General features: G+C 69.3%; 18 protein-coding genes. 9 read left to right on the top strand and 9 right to left on the bottom strand.

The window, feature by feature from the left end; translation table 11 throughout:
- Positions 1–2: 2 nt before the first annotated feature.
- A complete protein-coding gene (locus tag C8K30_RS05620; protein WP_108491952.1) occupies positions 3–1,145 on the bottom strand; it encodes an epoxide hydrolase family protein in 1,143 nt (380 codons plus the stop codon).
- A 98-nt stretch (positions 1,146–1,243) separates the two neighbouring features.
- Positions 1,244–2,506 (bottom strand): exodeoxyribonuclease VII large subunit, encoded by a 1,263-nt coding sequence (gene xseA, locus C8K30_RS05615; RefSeq protein ID WP_108491951.1) that lies wholly within the window; start codon positions 2,504–2,506, stop codon positions 1,244–1,246.
- A 63-nt stretch (positions 2,507–2,569) separates the two neighbouring features.
- On the opposite strand from xseA, the gene C8K30_RS05610 reads away from it, so the two are divergent.
- Positions 2,570–3,607, top strand: coding sequence for a 4-hydroxy-3-methylbut-2-enyl diphosphate reductase (locus C8K30_RS05610; protein ID WP_108491950.1), 1,038 nt, complete (start codon positions 2,570–2,572; stop codon positions 3,605–3,607).
- 91 nt (positions 3,608–3,698) lie between these two features.
- On the opposite strand, the gene C8K30_RS05605 is transcribed toward C8K30_RS05610, so the two are convergent.
- Positions 3,699–5,192 carry a DNA recombination protein RmuC gene (locus C8K30_RS05605; protein WP_108491949.1) on the bottom strand — a complete coding sequence of 498 codons (1,494 nt, stop codon included), beginning with the start codon at positions 5,190–5,192 and terminating at the stop codon, positions 3,699–3,701.
- Between the two features lie 196 nt (positions 5,193–5,388).
- Here C8K30_RS05605 and C8K30_RS05600 point away from each other — a divergent pair, with 196 nt between their 5' ends.
- The 7 genes from C8K30_RS05600 (at position 5,389) to C8K30_RS05570 (ending at position 12,926) form a co-directional block, all read left to right on the top strand.
- Positions 5,389–6,228: an ABC transporter ATP-binding protein gene (locus C8K30_RS05600; protein WP_108491948.1), complete on the top strand. Its 840-nt coding sequence runs from the start codon at positions 5,389–5,391 to the stop codon at positions 6,226–6,228.
- Complete coding sequence (locus C8K30_RS05595; RefSeq protein WP_108491947.1) at positions 6,210–7,829, top strand: hypothetical protein; 1,620 nt, start codon at positions 6,210–6,212, stop codon at positions 7,827–7,829. Before C8K30_RS05600 ends, C8K30_RS05595 begins: the two co-directional genes overlap by 19 nt.
- Before the next feature lie 55 nt (positions 7,830–7,884).
- The gene (locus C8K30_RS05590) at positions 7,885–8,640 is read left to right on the top strand and encodes a DinB family protein (protein ID WP_108491946.1); all 756 of its coding nucleotides are present in this window, start codon (positions 7,885–7,887) and stop codon (positions 8,638–8,640) included.
- An 84-nt stretch (positions 8,641–8,724) separates the two neighbouring features.
- Positions 8,725–9,516: a DinB family protein gene (locus C8K30_RS05585; RefSeq protein WP_108491945.1), complete on the top strand. Its 792-nt coding sequence runs from the start codon at positions 8,725–8,727 to the stop codon at positions 9,514–9,516.
- Positions 9,517–9,527: 11 nt separating this feature from the next.
- Positions 9,528–10,625 carry a redox-regulated ATPase YchF gene (ychF, locus tag C8K30_RS05580; protein WP_108491944.1) on the top strand — a complete coding sequence of 366 codons (1,098 nt, stop codon included), beginning with the start codon at positions 9,528–9,530 and terminating at the stop codon, positions 10,623–10,625.
- A gap of 9 nt (positions 10,626–10,634) precedes the next feature.
- Positions 10,635–12,194: a recombinase family protein gene (locus C8K30_RS05575; RefSeq protein WP_108491943.1), complete on the top strand. Its 1,560-nt coding sequence runs from the start codon at positions 10,635–10,637 to the stop codon at positions 12,192–12,194.
- 135 nt (positions 12,195–12,329) lie between these two features.
- Positions 12,330–12,926: a helix-turn-helix transcriptional regulator gene (locus C8K30_RS05570; RefSeq protein ID WP_108491942.1), complete on the top strand. Its 597-nt coding sequence runs from the start codon at positions 12,330–12,332 to the stop codon at positions 12,924–12,926.
- A gap of 346 nt (positions 12,927–13,272) precedes the next feature.
- Here C8K30_RS05570 and C8K30_RS05565 read toward each other — a convergent pair whose 3' ends face one another.
- From C8K30_RS05565 to C8K30_RS05545, 6 genes are all read right to left on the bottom strand, one after another.
- On the bottom strand, positions 13,273–13,974 hold the full coding sequence (locus C8K30_RS05565; protein ID WP_108491941.1) for a hypothetical protein: 702 nt from the start codon (positions 13,972–13,974) through the stop codon (positions 13,273–13,275).
- The gene (locus C8K30_RS05560) at positions 13,934–14,371 is read right to left on the bottom strand and encodes a hypothetical protein (RefSeq protein ID WP_108491940.1); all 438 of its coding nucleotides are present in this window, start codon (positions 14,369–14,371) and stop codon (positions 13,934–13,936) included. The genes C8K30_RS05565 and C8K30_RS05560 overlap by 41 nt, the downstream gene beginning before the upstream one ends.
- Positions 14,343–15,038, bottom strand: coding sequence for a hypothetical protein (locus C8K30_RS05555; protein WP_108491939.1), 696 nt, complete (start codon positions 15,036–15,038; stop codon positions 14,343–14,345). The genes C8K30_RS05560 and C8K30_RS05555 overlap by 29 nt, the downstream gene beginning before the upstream one ends.
- 68 nt (positions 15,039–15,106) lie before the next feature.
- Positions 15,107–15,313, bottom strand: coding sequence for a hypothetical protein (locus tag C8K30_RS05550; protein WP_108491938.1), 207 nt, complete (start codon positions 15,311–15,313; stop codon positions 15,107–15,109).
- Between the two features lie 135 nt (positions 15,314–15,448).
- Positions 15,449–15,703, bottom strand: a complete 255-nt coding sequence (locus tag C8K30_RS30230; RefSeq protein ID WP_146197364.1) for a hypothetical protein — start codon at positions 15,701–15,703, stop codon at positions 15,449–15,451.
- A gap of 886 nt (positions 15,704–16,589) precedes the next feature.
- Positions 16,590–17,639: a hypothetical protein gene (locus C8K30_RS05545; protein ID WP_146197363.1), complete on the bottom strand. Its 1,050-nt coding sequence runs from the start codon at positions 17,637–17,639 to the stop codon at positions 16,590–16,592.
- Between the two features lie 232 nt (positions 17,640–17,871).
- Between C8K30_RS05545 and C8K30_RS05540 the strand changes: the two genes are divergently transcribed.
- Positions 17,872–18,477, top strand: coding sequence for a hypothetical protein (locus C8K30_RS05540; RefSeq protein WP_108491936.1), 606 nt, complete (start codon positions 17,872–17,874; stop codon positions 18,475–18,477).
- Positions 18,478–18,566 lie beyond the last annotated feature (89 nt).

Genomic DNA, 18,566 nt, shown 5'->3' with positions numbered 1-18,566 from the left:
GGTCAGGCGAGGCTGCCGAAGAAGGTGTGGATGTCGCCCGCGAGCAGCTCGGGCTCCTCCATCGCCGGGAAGTGACCGCCCTCGGTGAACTCGCTCCAGTGGCTGACGGCGTTCCACGGGTCCATCGCGCGGCGCATGAGCGGGTGCGTGTCGAACACGGCCCAGCCTGCGGGCACCCCCGAGGGAGCGATCCAGTCGAGCCCGGAGTGCTCGGACTCGTAGTAGAACTGCGCGCTCGACGCACCGCTGCGGGCGAACCAGTACAGGCTGATGTTCGTGAGCAGCTGGTCGCGGTCGACCGACTCGTCCGGGGTGGCGCGGGCGGGGTTGGTCCAGGTCTGGAACTTCTCCGCGATCCAGGCGAGCTGGCCGACGGGGGAGTCCACCAGGGCCGCGCCGATCGTGTCGGGACGGTGGTTCTGCATCTCGAAGTAGCCGCGCTCGGCCTGGTCCTTGGTGCGGACCGCGTCGATCTGGGCGATCTCGTCGTCGGACAGCCCCTCGGGGTAGGGGAACTTGTCGCCGACCATTGCGAGCGACCTTCCGTCGCTCCCGATGTGGGTGCCGATGACGCGCTCCGGGTAGAGCGCCGCGAGCCGGCCGGTGGTGCCCGCGCCGATGTCGGTGCCGTGCGCCGCGAACCGCTCGTAGCCGAGCCGCGTCATGATCTCCGCGTATGCCTCGGTCGTCCGGGCCAGCTCCCAGCCCGTTCCCGACAGCGGGGTCGAGAACCCGAACCCGGGCAGCGACGGGATGACCACGTGGAACTCGTCGGTCAGCAGCGGGATGAGGCGCTGGTACTCGACGAACGAACCCGGCCAGCCGTGGTTCAGGATGAGCGGGGTGGCTTCCGGGTTCGCCGAGCGCACGTGCACGACGTGGAACGTCTGGCCGTCGACCACTGTGGTGAGCTGCTCGTACTCGTTGAGCGCGGCCTCTTGCGCGCGCCAGTCGAACCCGTCGCGCCAGTACTCGGCGAGCTCCGTGAGGTACGCCTGCGGGATGCCGCGGCTGAAGTCCGTGCGGTCGTCCCGGCCGGGGACCGGGAGGGGCCGGCGGGTGCGCGCGAGCCGGTCGACCAGGTCGTCGAGGTCAGCCTGCGGGATGTTGATGCGGAACGGCGTGAGTGCTTTGTTCTCGGTCATGACACCTACCTTTCCAAGTGATGCGGACAGGTTCTGTCCGCTACTACCTGGGTGCCGAGATTTGGGCGGACGCCCTCGCACCGTCCGGTTCTTGGGCCCTAGGGAGTGGTCGCGGTGACCTTTGCGTCCAGCGTGCCCTCGGCGAGACGGACGTGCACGCCCGCGCCGACCGCTACGTCGTCGGGCCGCCGCACCACGTGGCCGTCAGCACGCTGCACGACGGCGTAGCCGCGCTCCAGCGTCGAGGCCGGTGACAGCGCTCTGACCTGGGCGCCGAGCCGCCCGATCTCGCCGCTGGCCCGCAGCAGCAGCGCGTCCAGGGCGTGCCGGCCGTGCCGGATCGCCTGGAGGACGTCCCGCTCGCGTGACTCCAGCATCGTGTGCGGCATCGCGAGGACGGGCCGCGAGCGGACGCCGTCGAGCCCGCGCTGCTCGCGGTCCAGCATGGCCGCGACGGCGCCCCGCATCCGGCCGCGGGCCTGGGTGAGCCGGAGCCGCTCCTCGGAGACGTCGGGCACGATCCGCTTGGCCGCGTCGGTGGGCGTGGAGGCTCGGTAGTCGGCGACGAGGTCGAGCAGGGGTGCGTCGGTCTCGTGGCCGATCGCGCTGACCAGGGGAGTGCGGGTCTGCGCGACGGCGCGCACGAGCGACTCGTTGCTGAACGGCAGCAGGTCCTCGACCGACCCGCCGCCGCGGGCGACGACGATGACGTCGACCCGGGGGTCCTGGTCGAGCTCGGCGATCGCGTTCGACACCTCCCGCACCGCGTTGACGCCCTGGACCGCGACCTCGCGAATCTCGAACCGCACCTGGGGCCAGCGGGCGCGGGCGTTCACGACGACGTCGTGCTCCGCCTTGGACTCGCGCCCGCACACCAGCCCCACGACGGCGGGCAGGAAGGGGAGGCTCTGCTTGCGGGAGACGTCGAACAGGCCCTCCGCCGCGAGGACCTTCTTCAGGGCCTCGATCCGGGCCAGCAGCTCGCCGACGCCGACGGCCTTGATCTCGTTGGCCTGCATCTGCAGCGTGCCGCGCTTGGTCCAGAACACGGGCTTGGCGTGCACCACCACGTGGTCGCCCTCGGCCGGCGGCTGCGCCAGCGTGCCGAGGACGCGCGAGAAGATCGTCACGGGCAGGGAGGCATCGGCGTCGGTGTCGCGGAGCGTCAGCCACTGCATGCCGGAGCCGGGGCGCTGGTTGAACTGCACCACCTGCCCCTCGACCCAGACCGGCGGCATCTTGTCGATGTAGCCCCTGATCTTCTCCGAGAGCACACGGACGGGCCACGGGCTGGTGGCCGTGGTGTCGAGCGCTCTCAGGGGGAGCTCGGTCGGGACTGGTCGCAGGGTTGGTTCCGTCACGTGTCCAACCCTGCCACCCACCACCGACACAAGCCCTCCGCACGCCGCCCCTAGACTGCACCTGTGAGTGTCACGAGCCCTGAGCGTCCTGCTGAGACCAAGACCAAGCGCGTCCTGCTGGCTGCCCCGCGCGGTTACTGCGCCGGCGTCGACCGCGCGGTGGTCGCCGTCGAGAAGGCCCTGGAGACGTACGGCGCACCGGTGTACGTCCGCAAGGAGATCGTGCACAACAAGCACGTGGTGGAGACCCTGCGCGAGCGCGGCGCGATCTTCGTCAACGAGACCGACGAGGTGCCCGAGGGCAGCCGGCTCGTGTTCTCCGCCCATGGTGTGTCGCCCGCCGTGCGCGCCTCGGCCGTGGCGCGGAGCCTCGACACCATCGACGCGACCTGCCCCCTGGTCACCAAGGTGCACAAGGAGGCCGTGCGGTTCGCCAAGGACGACTACGACATCCTGCTGATCGGGCACACCGGTCACGAGGAGGTCGAGGGCACGGCGGGCGAGGCGCCCGAGCACGTGCAGATCGTCAACTCGCCCGACGAGGTGGACCAGGTAGTGGTGCGCGACCCCGACAAGGTCGTGTGGATCTCGCAGACCACGCTCTCCGTGGACGAGACCATGGAGACCGTCCGCCGGCTGCGTGACAAGTTCCCGTCCCTGCAGGACCCGCCGAGCGACGACATCTGCTACGCCACGCAGAACCGCCAGGTCGCGGTGAAGAAGCTGGCGCCGGAGTGCGAGCTGGTCATCGTGGTGGGTTCGGCGAACTCGTCCAACTCGGTGCGCCTGGTCGAGGTGGCGCTCCAGTCCGGCGCCGCAGCCTCGTACCGCGTGGACCGCATGACCGAGATCAAGGACGAGTGGCTCGAGGGCGTCACCACGGTGGGCGTGACCTCGGGCGCGTCCGTTCCGGAGATCCTGGTGCAGGACGTCATCTCGCACCTCGCCGACCACGGCTTCGGCACCGTCGACGAGGTCCGGACCGCTACCGAGGACCTCATGTTCTCGCTGCCGCGCGAGCTGCGCGCCGGGCTCAAGGCCGCAGGCGAGGAGCCCAAGCGCCCGCGTCGCGAGGCCCGCAAGGAGCTCCCGCAGGCCTGAGCCGGAGCATTGGCGGTGCGTGAACGTCAGGAGGCCGGCAACGCGGGTTGCCGACCTCCTGACGTTCTACCGATCATCCGGCTTCGGGTGATCAGCCCGCCGCCGCGCTGCCCTTGTCGCCGGCTCCGGTGTCGTCCAGGGCTTCGAGGGCGCGCTTGTCGGTCGCCGCGAGCTCGGTGACCTCCAGCGCCTGCACCAGGATCCCGTCTGTGTCCTGTGCGCGGTCGATAGCGACGACGCCGCCCTCCTCGGCGGCCAGCAGCTCGGGCTTGGTGATGGGGCGCGGCACCTCTTCGATGCCCCTGATCTCCTCGATGCTGTCCTTCTCGTCGACCACGTCGAGCTCTACCATCCGGCGGGCCGAGGTGAGTACGTTGCGCTCCAGCGAGCCGATCATCTGGTTGTAGCTCTTCGTCGCCGACTCCAGGGCGCGGCCCGTCCGGGTGACGTGGCCGGTCATGGTGACCAGGCGCGCGTACAGCTCCTTGCCGACCGTGAGCACCTTCTGCGCGTTCTCCGCCAGGGCCTCCTGCCGCCACGCGTACGCGACGGTGCGCAGCAGGGCGAGCATCGTGGTCGGCGTCGCGATGATGACGTTCTTATGCGCCGCGTACTCCAGCAGCTCGGGTGCGCGCTCCAGGGCGGCCGACAGGAACGCCTCGGCCGGCACGAACATGACCACGAACTCCGGCGCGGGCTCGAACTGGTTCCAGTACTTCTTGCCGGCCAGGTCGTCCACGTGCTTGCGCATGTGCCGCACGTGCGCGTCGAGGCGCTGCTCGCGGTACGCGGCGTCGTCGGACTGCTGGGCCTCCAGGAAGCCGAGGAACGCGACCTTGGAGTCCACGACCACGCGCTTGCCGCCCGCGAGGTTGATGAGCATGTCCGGGCGGAGCACCGTGCCGTCCTCGGTTGTGGCCTGCTCCTGCTCGGTGAAGTCGACGCGGTTGATCATGCCCGCGGACTCCACGACCTTGCGCAGCTGCAGCTCGCCCCACGCGCCGCGGGTCTGCGACGAGCGCAGCGCCGTGACCAGGTCCGCCGTGCCGTTGCGCAGGTCGGTCGACGCCTCGGCGACGTTGCGCATCTGCTCCACCAGCGCGCCCTGGCCCTCGATGCGGGCCTTCTCCGCCTGGAGCACCTCGCTGCGCACCAGCTCCACGGCCTTGGTCAGCGGGTCCACCAGCGACTTCACGGCCAGCTCGCGCTTGGCCAGGGCCTGCTCGCCGTCCGAGGCCGAACGCTTGAGCCGCTCCTCCGCGAGCTCGAGGAAACGCTTGCTGTTGGCGTCCAGCGCGTCGCCGGCGAGCGCCTGGAACTGGCGCCGCGCGTGCTCCTGCTCGGCGCGGACCGCTGCGATCTGCTCGGCGGCGCGTTCCCGCGCCGCGGCGACCTGCTCGTCCGCGCGGTCGCGTGCGGCCTCCACCTGCTGCCCGGCAGACTCCACCTGGGCGCGCAGGCGCACGGCCTCCAGGTCGGCTTCGCGCAGGGCCGGAGCGGAGCGTTGTGCATGACCAAGCCACCCCAGCAGCGCACCGACGACGAGAGCGCCGAGGGCCAGCAGAATCGTTGCGGCGATGTCCATGAGCGACAGGCTGCCACGAGCTACTGACACTCCGGCACGGCGACACCCCGAGCGTTCGGATTCGTCCGGTATCACCCCTGTATCGCGGCCGTGTCAGCGCTCGCACCGTGATCCGCCCGAAGATTGACGTTCTATCACCCGCACTCATCCTCGCGTCGGATCCACCGTGTCCGAGGTCGCGGCTACGTTGGGTGCCATGACGACCCCAGTCGACCCGGGCCCGCCGGGCAGCCCCGGCCCGCAAGGACCTCGAGGCGCCCCGGAGCCGCTCCCGTCCGACCCTTCCGCCGCGCTCAGCCTGCGTGGCCTGTGGAAGCGGTTCGGGCAGAAGATCGCCGTCTCCGGCGTCAGCCTGGACGTGCCCGCCGGCTCGTTCTACGGCCTGGTCGGCCCCAACGGGGCCGGGAAGACAACCATGCTGTCGATGGCCACCGGCCTGCTGCGCCCGGACTTCGGCACCGCCTGGGTGCACGGTGTGGACCTCTGGGCGCGTCCTGACCAGGCCAAGGCCACGCTGGGCGTGCTGCCCGACGGCGTGCGCCTGTTCGACCGCCTGACCGGCCGCCAGCTGCTCACGTATGCCGGGATGCTGCGGGGGATGGACAAGGGGACGGTCGTCGAGCGCACCAACGACCTGTTGCTCGCGTTCGACCTGAACGCGGACGCGGACACGTTCGTCGTCGACTACTCCGCCGGCATGACGAAGAAGATCGCGCTGGGCAGCGCCATGATCCACGCGCCGCGCACCCTGGTCCTGGACGAACCGTTCGAGGCGGTGGACCCGGTGAGCGCGGCCAACATCCGCGACATCCTCAAGGACTACGTGGCGGGTGGCGGGACGGTGATCGTCTCCAGCCACGTCATGGACCTGGTGCAGCGCATGTGCGACCACGTCGCCGTGATGGCGGCAGGGCAGGTCCTCGCGGCCGGCACGGTCGACGAGGTGCGTGGCGAGCAGAGCCTGGAAGACCGGTTCGTCGACCTCGTCGGCGGCCGCCAGCACTCGGAGGGGCTCTCATGGTTGCGCGGTTCCTGACCCTCAAGCTGACGCTGATGGGCAACACGTTCCGCAAGAGCGTCTGGCAGACGATCGGCATGATCGTCGCGGCCCTCTACGCGCTGGGCGTCGTGGGCATGCTGGTCACCCTGGTGGGAGCCCTGGCGTTCGCCGGGGACCCGGCCTGGGCCGGCCTGGCGATCACTCTGGGCGGAGCGCTCACGGTCGTCGGCTGGTGGCTGATCCCGATCTTCGCCTTCGGCGTGGACGCCACCCTGGACCCGCACCGGTTCACGACGTACGCGATCCCCCGGCGCACCCTCCTGACGGGGCTCGCGGTCGCGGGCCTGGTCTCGGTGCCCGGCATCGCCACGGTGCTGGTCGCCCTCGGGACCTCCTTCGCCTGGGTGCTGGAGCCGGGCGTGCTCGTGGTGGCGCTCGTGGGCGCGGCGCTCGGTGTCGCCACGTGCGTGCTCGGCTCCCGCGCGATCACCACGCTGCTGGCGCCGGTGCTGGAGTCCCGGCGGTACCGCGAGGTCGTCACGATCGTGGCGTTGGTGCTGATCGTGCTGATCGGCCCCCTGATCGGCTGGCTCGCGAACGGCGTCGAGGTGTCGGTGGAGGTCGGCTCCGGAGACGGCACGAGCACGGGCATGCAGCTCCTCCCGTTGTTCGAGCAGGCGGCCGGCGTCGTGGGGTGGACCCCGTTCGGCGCGGCCTGGTCACTCGCGAGCACCGTGCACGACGGCGACTGGGCCGGCCTGGCCGGACGGCTCGCCGTCGCGCTCGGCACCATCGCGCTGGCCTGGCTGGCCTGGGACCGCGCGCTGGCCCGCGCCCTGGTGCGCCCACCTGTGGGCGACGGCGGCGGTGGCAAGGCGAAGGGGCTCGGGGCGTTCGGCCGCGTGCCGTCCTCGCCCACCTGGGCCGTGACCGCCCGGACCGCCACCTACTGGCTGCGGGACCCGCGCTACTCCGGCTCCATCGCGATAGTCCCACTGCTGCCGGTCATCATGTACTTCTCCAGCCAGAGCTCCGGGAACTTCTTCCTGCTGCTGGCGACCGGGCCGTTCGTGGCCTGGATCCTCGGCTTCAGCATCTCCAACGACATCGCCTACGACAACACGGCGTTCGCCCTGCACGTCGCCGCAGGCATCGACGGCAGGGCAGACCGGTGGGGCCGGGCGATCCCGATGCTCGTGGTGGGGCCAGTGGTCAGTGCGGTCACGGTCGTGCTGTCGGTCTGGGTGGCCGACTCCTGGCATCTCACGTTGCCCCTGCTGGGGCTGGCCTTCGGTGCCATGCTCGTCAGCACCGGGGTGTCGTGTGCGGTCTCCGCCCGGCTCGTCTACCCGGTGGCCAAGCCGGGGGAGAGCCCGCTCAAGTCCCCGCAGGGCGCCGCGATGGCCACGATGGTGTCGCAGGGGCTCGGGTTCATGATCACCCTGGGGCTGTCGGTCCCGGTCTTCGCGGTCGGCGCCGCGGGTCTGCTGCTGGGCGGGGTGCTGTGGGGCATCGCGACAGTCGTCGTCGGCGTCCTGTACGGCGCGCTGATCCTGGTCCTGGCGGTGCGGTTCGGCGCTCGCGTGTACGACCGGCGGCTGCCGGAGCTGCTCCAGCAGGTCCAGTCGTTCCCATGACGCTCGGGGCCTGGACGGAGCCCGACTGTCAGAGGGTCGGCGTAGCGTCCGTCCCATGAGGCGCATCGAGGGAGAAGACCTGCGCGGGGCCGACATCCGGCATGCCGACATGAGCGGTGCCTCGTTCCGCGAGGTCGGCCTGAACGGCGTGCGGATGCGTGGGGTGGAGCTGGTCGGTGCCGACATCAGCGGCGACATCTACGGCCTGCGCATCAACGGCATCGAGGTGGAACCCCTGGTCGAGGCGGAACTGAACAAGCGGTACCCGGAGCGCGCTCTGCTCCAGGACCGCACGCTGACCGGGCTCCGCGAGGCACTGGAGACGTTCGACCGCATGTGGGAGGCCACGTACGAGCGCGTCGCGTCGATGCCCCCGGGCACGGTGGACGTCTCGGTCGATGACGAGTGGTCGTTCGCCCAGACCGTGCGCCACCTGGTGTTCTGCACCGACGGCTGGCTGCGCTGGGGTGCCCAGGGCCGGCGCGACGACGTGTTCTGGCCGGGCGGCGTGCCGCACTCCGCGTTCGCCGCCAGCGCACCGGGGATCGGGATCGACCCGGTCGCGGCGCCGTCGTACGCGGACGCGCTGGAGGTCCGAAAGGGCCGGGTGCGAGAAGTGCGTGACTACCTCGCCACGGTCACCCCCGAACAGGCGGGCAGCCCGGCCGAGCCGCCGCCCTGGATGGACCAGTCCGAGCCGTTCGTCGCGGCGCAGTGCGTGTGGGTGGTGCTCACCGAGGAGTGGCACCACCACTGGTACGGCACGCGGGACCTGGACCTGATCGACGCGGGCGAAGCTCGGTCCACGTAGAACTTCCCGGCGCTCCTCGTCCTCCCCGGTGGCCGAGCGGTCCTGGTCAGAGGTCGTGTCAGTGACCCGTTCTAGCCTGGCGTGATGACTCGATTCACAACCGATGACGACCTGCGGCAAGCCGAGTTCGTCGCGGCGGACCTGACCGGCGCCCGCTTCCGCTTCGCAGAGCTGGAGGGTGCGGCGTTCGAGCAGTCGTACCTGCCCCGCGCCGTGATGCGCGGGGTAGACCTGACCGGCGCGGACATCGACGGCATGATCCGCGGGCTCAAGGTCAACGGAGTCGAGGTGCTGCCGCTGATCGAGGCCGAGCTGAACCGCCAGAACCCCGGCAGGGAGCACGCTCGGTCCCAGGTGTTGGCGGAGCAGCGGGAGTCGTTCGAGGCCGCGCTGCGTACGTGGTCGGCCACGCTCGACCGGGTGGCGACCATGCCCGCCGGGACAGCGGACCAGCAGGTCGACGGCGAATGGTCGGTCGCCCAGACGCTGCGACACCTGGTGTTCGCCGTCGACGGCTGGGTGCGACACGGGATCCAGGGCCTCGACGGCGCGTTCAGCCCGATCGGCCTCCCGTTCTCCGAGTACGACGACGAGGCGGCCGCGCTCGGCGTCGACGTGACGGCCACGCCGTCGTACGAGGAGGTCCAGGCGGCCTTCGCGGACCGCGTGGCCCAGGTGCGTGCGCAGTACGACTCCCTCACCCAGGAGGAGTTCGAGGCCCCCGCCCGGCGACTGCCGCCGTGGGAACCGGAGACACGCAGCCTTCCCGTGCGGCGCTGCCTGGGGGTGATCGTCAACGAGGCCTGGGAGCACCACCGGTTCGCGGCCCGTGATCTCGACGAGCTGGAGCGACGGCAATCGGCGCTCGGCACGTAGAATTTCGCGACGTGGCTCTTTCAATCGGCATCGTCGGCCTGCCCAACGTCGGCAAGTCCACCCTCTTCAACGCTCTGACCCGCAACCAGGTGCTCGCGGCGAACTACCCGTTCGCAACGATCGAGCCCAACGTCGGTGTGGTCTCGCTGCCCGACGAGCGGCTGGCCAAGCTGGCCGAGATCTTCGAGAGCCAGCGGATCCTGCCGGCCACGGTGTCGTTCGTGGACATCGCAGGCATCGTCAAGGGCGCGTCCGAGGGGGAGGGCCTGGGCAACAAGTTCCTCGCGAACATCCGCGAGGCCGACGCGATCTGCCAGGTCACGCGCGCGTTTGACGACCCGGATGTCGTGCGGGTCGACGGCTCCCTGGACGCTACCGGCGACATGGAGACGATCTCGACGGAGCTCATCCTGGCCGACCTCCAGACCCTCGAGAAGGCACTGCCGAGGATGGAGAAGGAGGTCAAGATCAAGCGCGGCGACCCCGTGCTGTACGCGGCTGCGAAGAAGGCCGAGGAGATCCTGAACCAGGGTGTGACCCTCTACCAGGGCGCCGCCGACGCCGGCCTGGACCTCACGGAGATCGCGAGCCTGCAGCTCATGACGGCCAAGCCGTTCATCTACGTCTTCAACACGGACGACGCCGGCCTGGCGGACACCGCGTCGCAGGAGGCGCTGCGCAAGGTGGTCGCGCCCGCGGAGGCGATCTTCCTGGACGCGAAGTTTGAGTCCGAGCTGGTCGAGCTCGAGCCCGACGACGCCGCCGAGATGCTCGCCGAGTCCGGCCAGGCGGAGTCCGGCCTGGACCAGCTCGCACACGTCGGTTTCCACACCCTCGGCCTGCAGACCTACCTCACGGCAGGTCCCAAGGAGACGCGCGCCTGGACGATCCACAAGGGCTGGACCGCCCCCCAGGCCGCCGGCGTGATCCACACCGACTTCGAGCGCGGCTTCATCAAGGCCGAGGTCATCTCGTTCGAGGACCTCGTCGAGACCGGTTCTGTCGCGGCGGCGAAGGCGGCGGGCAAGGTCCGCATCGAGGGCAAGGACTACGTCATGCAGGACGGCGACGTGGTCGAGTTCCGGCACGGAGCAACCTCTAAGAAGTAGACTGGCGGCATGGCCAGCTCTTCCACCCGCGCAGTGCTCTATCTCCGCATCTCGCTCGACCGTGAGATGGACGGTCTTGCCATCGATCGTCAGAGAGAAGCCTGCGAGAAGATCGCCCGCGACCGTGGGTGGGAAGTCGTCGATGTCTACATCGACCAGTCGAAGTCGGCGACCGACAAGACCAAGAAGCGGCCCGACTATGACCGTATGGTCGCAGACTTCCGCACCGGCAAGTTCGACGCCATCGTCTGCTGGGACCTCGACCGGCTGACCCGCCAGCCGCGCCAACTGGAGGACTGGATTGACGCCGCCGAGGACCGCGGTCTGCATCTGGTCACAGCCAACGGCGAGGCAGACCTGACGACTGACGGCGGGCGCATGTACGCCCGAATCAAGGCCGCTGTCGCCCGTGGCGAGGTTGACCGCAAATCGGCTAGACAGTCAGCGGCCCATATCCAGCGCGCCAAGCAGGGCCGGGCGCCCAAAGGGACCCGTCCCCTTGGCTATGCAACCAATGGCGACGTCATCGAGCACGAAGCGGAGGCTGTGCGGAAGCTCTACGCATACTTCGCGATCAAGGATGGCGTGTCCATCGCAGCCCTGGCGGCTGGGCTCTCCGGGAAGTCCGCCGAGCACATCCCTAGGAGCATCCCGGTCCTACCCGCGCACCGGCGCACCATCATGATCGAGCGGAACGAGCGCAGACGGGCTGACGGGCTACCCGCGAAGCCGGTCCCGGAGAACAAACCATGGACCTCCTCGACGGTGCTGGGGATCCTGCGCAACCCCCGCTACGCCGGGTACTCGGTCTACACCAACCGGATGGACAGGACGGAGTCCAACAAGCGCCGAACCTGGACGGCACAGATCCTCCGAGACGAGAACAACGAGCCTGTCATGGGGCAGTGGAGCCCGATCGTCACGGAAGAGGTTTGGTGGGCCGTTCAGCGCCGTCTCGACGAGCCGGCGAGGATCACCAACCGAACGGGGAGTACTGCACGCAAGCATGTCGGCTCTGGGCTATACCTCTGCGGCATCTGTGACGAAACGGTCAAGGCTCACTCCCAGCGCTACCGGTGCGCCAGTGACGAACCCTATCCGCACAGCCTCATGCGTTCCCGGAGCCAGGTCGACGCGTGGGTCCTGACGGTCGTTCGGGCGCGGCTCGCGCGACCTGACCTGGCGGACACACTTCCGACTCGCGACGAGCCTCGCTTGAAGCGAATCGACGCGCAGATCGACTTGCACAAGGGAAAGATCGCCCGTGCGCAGTACGACTACGACAACGAGATCATCGAGGGATTCGATCTCAAGCGGGTCCGTGAGCGTGAGAAGACGTTCATCACAGCGCTTGAAACCGAGCGGGACAAGCTCGTGATCGGTAGCGATCTCGGTCCCGTCCTACGGTCCAGTGATCCAGTCATGGCCTTCGACGCGGCAGACCTGATGATCAAGCGGAGGATCGTGGACTTCTTCTGTACAGTCCGCCTCCATCCCCATCCTCGCGGGAAGAAGAACTTCGACCCGGCGACCGTGGAAATCACCCCGAAAGCGCTGGCGCACGTCTGAGGCCGAGGTCTGCACGGGCCAACGCTCTCGCTGAACCCTCTGCCCCGTAGAGGCAGATCCGCAGTCCGAAACACTCTCAGTGCGATATCCGCAACTTTCTCGAGGGTGTTGCGCGAACCCGCCTACGATCCCATCATGCCGTCTCTCACCCCCACCTCTCTCGCTGTCTCCGACGCCATCACCCACTACCGTCAGATTCGCGAACTGACCCGGGACGAACTGGCCTACGTGCTCCAGATGGCCGGTCATGCCCTGTCGGCTGACGCCATCGCGGAGATGGAGAACCGAGATCGTCCAGTCGGCGTCGACGACCTGGTGGCGATCGCGTATGCCCTGGGCACCACGCCCGCGGTCCTCCTGACGCACATTCCGATCGACATGCCAGCCCCTGAGGGACCGCTCGCCACAGGGTTGCCGGGTGATGTCGGGCAGGCCGAGGCGCGTGCGTGGATCGAGGGGAGGACCCAGCTCGATCACTCGTCGCGGTCGCGGTGGTGGCTGAATGAGGTTGGGCGTCTTCGAGTGCTCGTTGCGTACCACGACGAGCAACTGCAGGCTGTGCGTGCTGAGATCAGCGACCTCGGTGAGTTGGCGGTCCAGGAAGAAGACACACCCCAGGTGCAGGTACTCCACGAGCGCGTCCGCGAAGGTGAGCACGCGCTGAGCCAGTCCGAGATTGCGCTGGCGCTGGCGGAGAGGCAGCTCGACGAGTTGCGGGCACAACTCGCCTGAGGTCTGCCCGTGGGAAGTTCCACCCGGTGGGCCGCCGACGTCCGCTCAATGATCGGAACTAGGGGGTGCATCCACGCGTCCCCCAAGGGACACCGACGGGTTGTCCTGGAGCTTCGAGCGGGACCCGCCGGTGACCGGTGGCCGCAGCGCGTCACCGATGCGTACCGCTAGGGTCCCGGCCGAGACGCACCAGGCACCGCCGGGCGGCACCGCGAACGAGTTGTGCCACCGCGTCCCAATCCGGCACCACCTGCGCGACTGCCGGACCGGCCCCACCAACTGGCGCCAGGAGCTCAGCGCCTCGCCAAAGCAACAACGTCACAGCGGCTCGCGGTCGCACCCGTCGCTAGATCAATGGGTCAGACGGCTGCTCGCGCGCCTGCTCGTCGACGATCTTCTGCAGCTTCTCTCGGAACATCCGTGAGCGTTCTGTCCTGTACTGCCGGCGTGAATGCCGAGGCATCAGCGTGTACGAGGACGAGCCCGGGTGTCGACTGACCATGATGTCGCTCACGGTGAACGCATCCTGTGTGAGGGGTCGCAGGACGTACTCGAGATGCCGCCGGTCGACGTTGGACAGTTGGCCGTCGCTTGTGCGCACCCACGACTGATTCGTTGCGTCGTCGAACTCCACAGCTGCCAGGCCGTCCGCGTCAGCGGTCGTGCTGTGGAACTCGAAACCTGCGGTCGATGCCGGTTCGAGGAGCCCGTGTCGAGCCCAACTGCCCCCGGTCTCGTCGTAAGTCGCGTCTTCTGTCACCACCTGGATTCGTGTGATGGCCCGCGTCGAGTCGTTCCTGACCTGCACGTTGATGCGTTCACTGTCGGGGTCCCAGTGCCGTGCGACGATGACCAGCTCGGCCTGCGCTCTGGCTTGGCGACGCTCCTGCGCTTGCTGGCTGCGGATCGCGTGCAGGCCGAGCCACACGGCGGCGATCGCCGCGGCAGCCGACCCGAGGGCGCCGATCCAGGTGCCCAATAGGTCCAGGATGAGGTACCAGAGTGGATCAGCTGGTTCGGCGGGCGGCGTCACGCCGTCGTGCATCATGCGCAAATCGTAGGGCGGCGCCGTGAGGGGGCGCCTCGCTCCGATCGGTGCGAACCCGCGAGCTGGGGTCGTCGGGAGGTCTTGGCCCGCGGGAAGGCTCGGCGGGCACTGCGCGGGCGACGTCGGTCCAGTGCAGCCATACGCCTTCTTCGGTCCGGCGGTCGTTCTCGTTCGGCGTGACGTAGACCAGTACGAAGTTCTTGTTCCATCGGTTGGCATGCGCGGGGACCCAGATGGCGCGGTCGGGCCAGCACAGCCGCGCCAGGACTGCCACCGGGTCCCAGGAGTAGGACGGCCGCACGGGCACGCCGCCAACCTGCGACGCAGGCCAGTTGTTGATCAGGCCCTCGAGGTCGTACACGACGGCGTCAGCCCGCTCGGCGGCGGGCCGCGGCACGCGGACGTGTGGCGAGCGCGGTTGGTGCGGTGGTGCCGTGCCGGGCGACGTCGAAGCGGGAGCCGGCGCCGTCGGCACGCGAGTGGCGCGTCACGGACAGATGAGCCTCGCGCAGCCAGAAGTCCCCGCGGTGGGGGCCGCTCCACCTGGCCTGCTCGACTTCGAGTACCAGCGCCGCACCCTCCCAGGAAGCGGGCGACAGGATCGTGGCCGCGTGCTGGCGGGCCCGGGCCAGGAGCCGGCGCCGCTCGCTCGCCGTCGTCGCAGCCCGCGGGCCCACCACGACGATCTCGACACCGCCCAGGAGTGCGGCGAGGACCGCGGCCGCATGGCCGCCGACGTCGGGCACGACGACAACGCGTTCCAGGTCGACGCCGGCTTCGGTCAGAGCGAGTGGGCTGAGCTCGGGCCAGCCGACCAGGGCCATCCACCGGTCGCGCTGGGTAGCGCCCAGCAGCCAGGCCATCAGACTTGCCGAGGCCTGGATGGTGACTGCTGCGCCGACGGGCAGGTCGCCGTCGGGTAGCAGCTCGGTCACCGGGGCAGGCTCCGCCGGGGCGAGCGTGACGACCTGGTCGCGGTGCTCGACTCCGACGCGGCGCTCTGCCGACTGGAGCGCGGCACGCGCCCGCTCCAACGCCGTCGGGGCCACCGCAGAATCGAACATGCGTTCTAGTGTATGCGCGAACACTGGGGTATCCGCCCGGCGCAGGTCGAGAAGCGAGGCCTACAAGGTCACGGCCGCCGAGGCTGGTAGGTGTCAGCCCGGTTGGGCACTCCGAATCCGCCGACGATCTCCCAGCCTTCGGGGATCTGTTCGATCAGTTCGTCGCGCCCCTGCTCGTAGGTCGGGGCCTCGACCGTCAGCTCGCGCTTCTGGGAGTCCTCTTCGCCGCGGACGGCGGCCTGGGTGTCGATCGTGACCACGACTTTGGTGTTCATTGCTGGTGCCCTTTCTGGGGATCTCGCTGAGCCCATGATGCGCGCCGCCACTGACATCGGGCACGACAAAGGGGTGGTGATCCCCGTGACACGGCGAACCGGCCACGATGAGGTCACCACCCCCTGCGCATGGGGCTACGCGACGTCCGCCTGGTCCTGGCCGTCGCCGAGCTCCTTGGCGAGGTCGTTGCCGGCCTCGGTGAGCCACTCGTCGTAGACGGTCAGGTCCTGGCCCAGCGAGAGGTAGATCGCGAGCTCGTTCACGTCGACGACCGTGATCGCCGCCTCGCCGGCAGGTGCTCGTAGTAGATCTTCCGGGACGGCGTCGCTGCCTGGGGCCGGTGTCTCGCCGTCGGGTAGGGCCCGGCGTCCGCGAGGTTGCGCCGGCACACCTCCTGGACCTACCGTCCAGAGGGTGGGGCGCCCCGCGGTGCAACGCAGGACGCCCCGGTAAGTGGCTCTAAGGCCACAGGATGACTCACCACAAGTCACGAATCAGCAGGACCAGTTCCCTGACCAGCGGCGCGAGCATCAGGATGGGTTGCAACCATCGCTGATGTCTCGTGCCGTTCGTCTTCTGGATGACCTGCTGGCACTTCGGGCAGATTTGGGCCAAGGGCCTCTACCTCCTTCCCTGGTTCGGTTTCGTCCCGGGCGCTGGCGCGCTCGGGTTCTGCGTGGCCACCGTAACCCCCATCACCGACACTCACACCCCTAGTCGTCTATTTGACTGCGGATGGTCGGCCAGGCTCGGGGCGAGACCGGGTGGGCCCCGCACCCCCCACGCTCCCGGAGGTCACCCTGGAGCGGCAGTACCTACCCCGCGGTGATGCCGCTGATTTCCCGGGGTGGTAGCGGTGAATCGCCTGGTAGACGCGGGGACCGCGGCGCCGCGAAACAGTGCGAATTCGCGGCGTGTCGCCGACTTTCCGCGTGTCGCGCGCAGGAGGCCTGCTCAGCGACGCATGTCGATGAGGTGTACCTGCTGCCGCCGCCTGCGTGGGGCTTGGTGTAGACCTCAGATCCCATCTCGGCACCAAGCCGTCCGTCCGCGCCGCCCCACGGGTGGATAGTCGGCCAGGGTGCCGGCCGCTGCTCGCCCCGGCCTGGCAACGCGTCTTCCTGTCCGTCAACAGCGGGCCCGTGAGGGAAAGAAAGTTGGCCGAGCTCGTGCTCCACAAAGGCGACACCCGAATAACAGGGGCGGGTGTGATGGCGACGTGTCAGCCCTGAAAACTAGCCGTCACGTCCCGGCTTGAGCAGCCCGGTCGGTGCGCTAGTGAGCACACCATGAGCGGGGCACGCACTCCGGCGCCTTCGATGACGCAGGAAGGGGCGAGCCTTCTAGACATCCGGCCGGGGGCGACGACAGGTCATCCGTCGGCGCCGCCTGGTTCGCCGGGTAGTCGGGAGACTGCCATTCGACGACGAAGACGTTGATGCTCTGCTCCACCTCGGCCGGCGCGCGGAATCCGATCAACATGTCCACCAGCACCACGAGAAGAGCCGCCCACGTGGCGATTTCCATCCTGACCTCGGATGCCCTGCTTCGGGACCCGTCGGCGCGCTGCTTGCCAAGGTCCGCCCTGATCGCGGCCAGGTGCCGGTTCATCTCCGCCTGGCCGGCGGCGGTAGCCGCCCCGACGGCAGGCATGTTCCGGTTCGCCGCCGCCGGGCGGGCGGCGGCGTCCGGGCCGCGGGGCGCCTGGGCAACCAGGCCGTCAAGTCCTGCGAGCGAGCCGGGGGCAGACCGGGTGAGGCCGAGGGGACCGCGCACTGGGCCCCCGATCTGCGCGGTCGGGATAGCCGGCGGCGGCACCATCGCGGCCAACTTTTTCGTCAGCGCAGCATTGCGCTGCGCGAGGCTTGTGGACCGCGCCAGGTCCGCGGCGAGGCGCTGGCCAAGCGCGTCGAGGCCAGGCGCGAGCTCGCGCCCGGCCGCCTCGACATCAGACAGCACCGTGTAGACGTTCGCCCGCACCACCCCGGCGGCGTACTTCTGGATGATCCCCATGGACCGCTTCATGTCCGCGGCCGCCGGCAACCTCATGAAGCCCTCCAACGCCTGGGACACCCGCTCGACCATCGGGCGCAGTGCCAGGTTCAGGAGCCGGCGGTGCTCGACGGCGGCCGCGTGCAGGGGGTGGTCGATGTCGCGCAGGATGGTCTCGACCTCGCTGCGGGGCATCTCGCCGATGGCGATGATCTCGGGGTCGTCGCTGCGCGGCTCGGCGTGCAGCCGGTCCATCACGGCATCACCGATGGTCTGCCGTTCCGCTTCTTTCTTTTCTCTCATAATTCTCCTATGGGTGATAAATGAATGCATTTATAGCACGTCCATTATACCATTAAATTTCGACACGATAACGCTACTTGGCCTTCGAGTATCAACGAACCCATATGGGCTTTCACAGCTCCTGATGCGCCCCGAGTCCGGCTGGGTGACGGTTGAACTGGAACGGGGGGCCAGGATGGCCGACGACGGCGACATCTCTCGCGGGGGCGGGCTGGGGCACGTGCAGCGTGGCCTCCGCTCTCCCGGGAATCCGGGCTGACCGATGGGCCTGCCGTCCGGGCTCGGGGGCCCAGTGGAGGTGGCGCTCGCTCGGGCGATCGAGCGGATACCCCAGGCGGGAGCTCTGCCTGGTGGGAGCCGGTTCGAGCCGAAGTGGGACGGCTTCCGGACGGTCATCACCCGTGATCAGAGCGGGGCACGGCTGTGGTCGCGGCGCGGCACGGATCTATCGGCGACGTTCCCCGAGATAGCGGCTGCGGCGGAGCGCCAGCTCCGGCCGGGGACCGTGCTCGACGGGGAGCTCGTCGTGTGGGTCGATGGCCGCCTGGCCTTCGCTGCCCTCCAGACGCGCATGGGCCGCGGCCCGCGCAGCGCGGCCGCGCTGGCTCGCACGAGCCCGGCGTCCTACGCCGCGTTCGACGTGCTCGCCGTCGGCGGGCAGGACGTGCGGCCCTGGGCGTTCGACGACCGGCGTCGGCGTCTGGAGCAGTTGGCCACCGGGTGGCGCCCGCCGCTGAATCTCTCGCCGGTGACCAACGACCACGCGACCGCGGTCGAGTGGTTCGAGGCCTACTCCGCGGTGGGCATGGAAGGTCTCGTCGTCAAGGGCGGGGGCGAGCCCTACCCGGCCGGTCGTCGAGCGTGGTGAGTTATCTGCACCATCGGCGTGGTGTCGGTACCCACGACGCCGCACGTTGATAAGCCGGTAGTGCAGTTCCTGACTGGCGACCTGCGAGG

It is taken from the genome of Promicromonospora sp. AC04, from assembly GCF_003058225.1.
GTDB lineage: Bacteria > Actinomycetota > Actinomycetes > Actinomycetales > Cellulomonadaceae > Promicromonospora.
The sequence above is the reverse complement of the archived record's forward strand: the minus strand, read 5'-3'. Positions and strand labels throughout refer to the sequence as shown.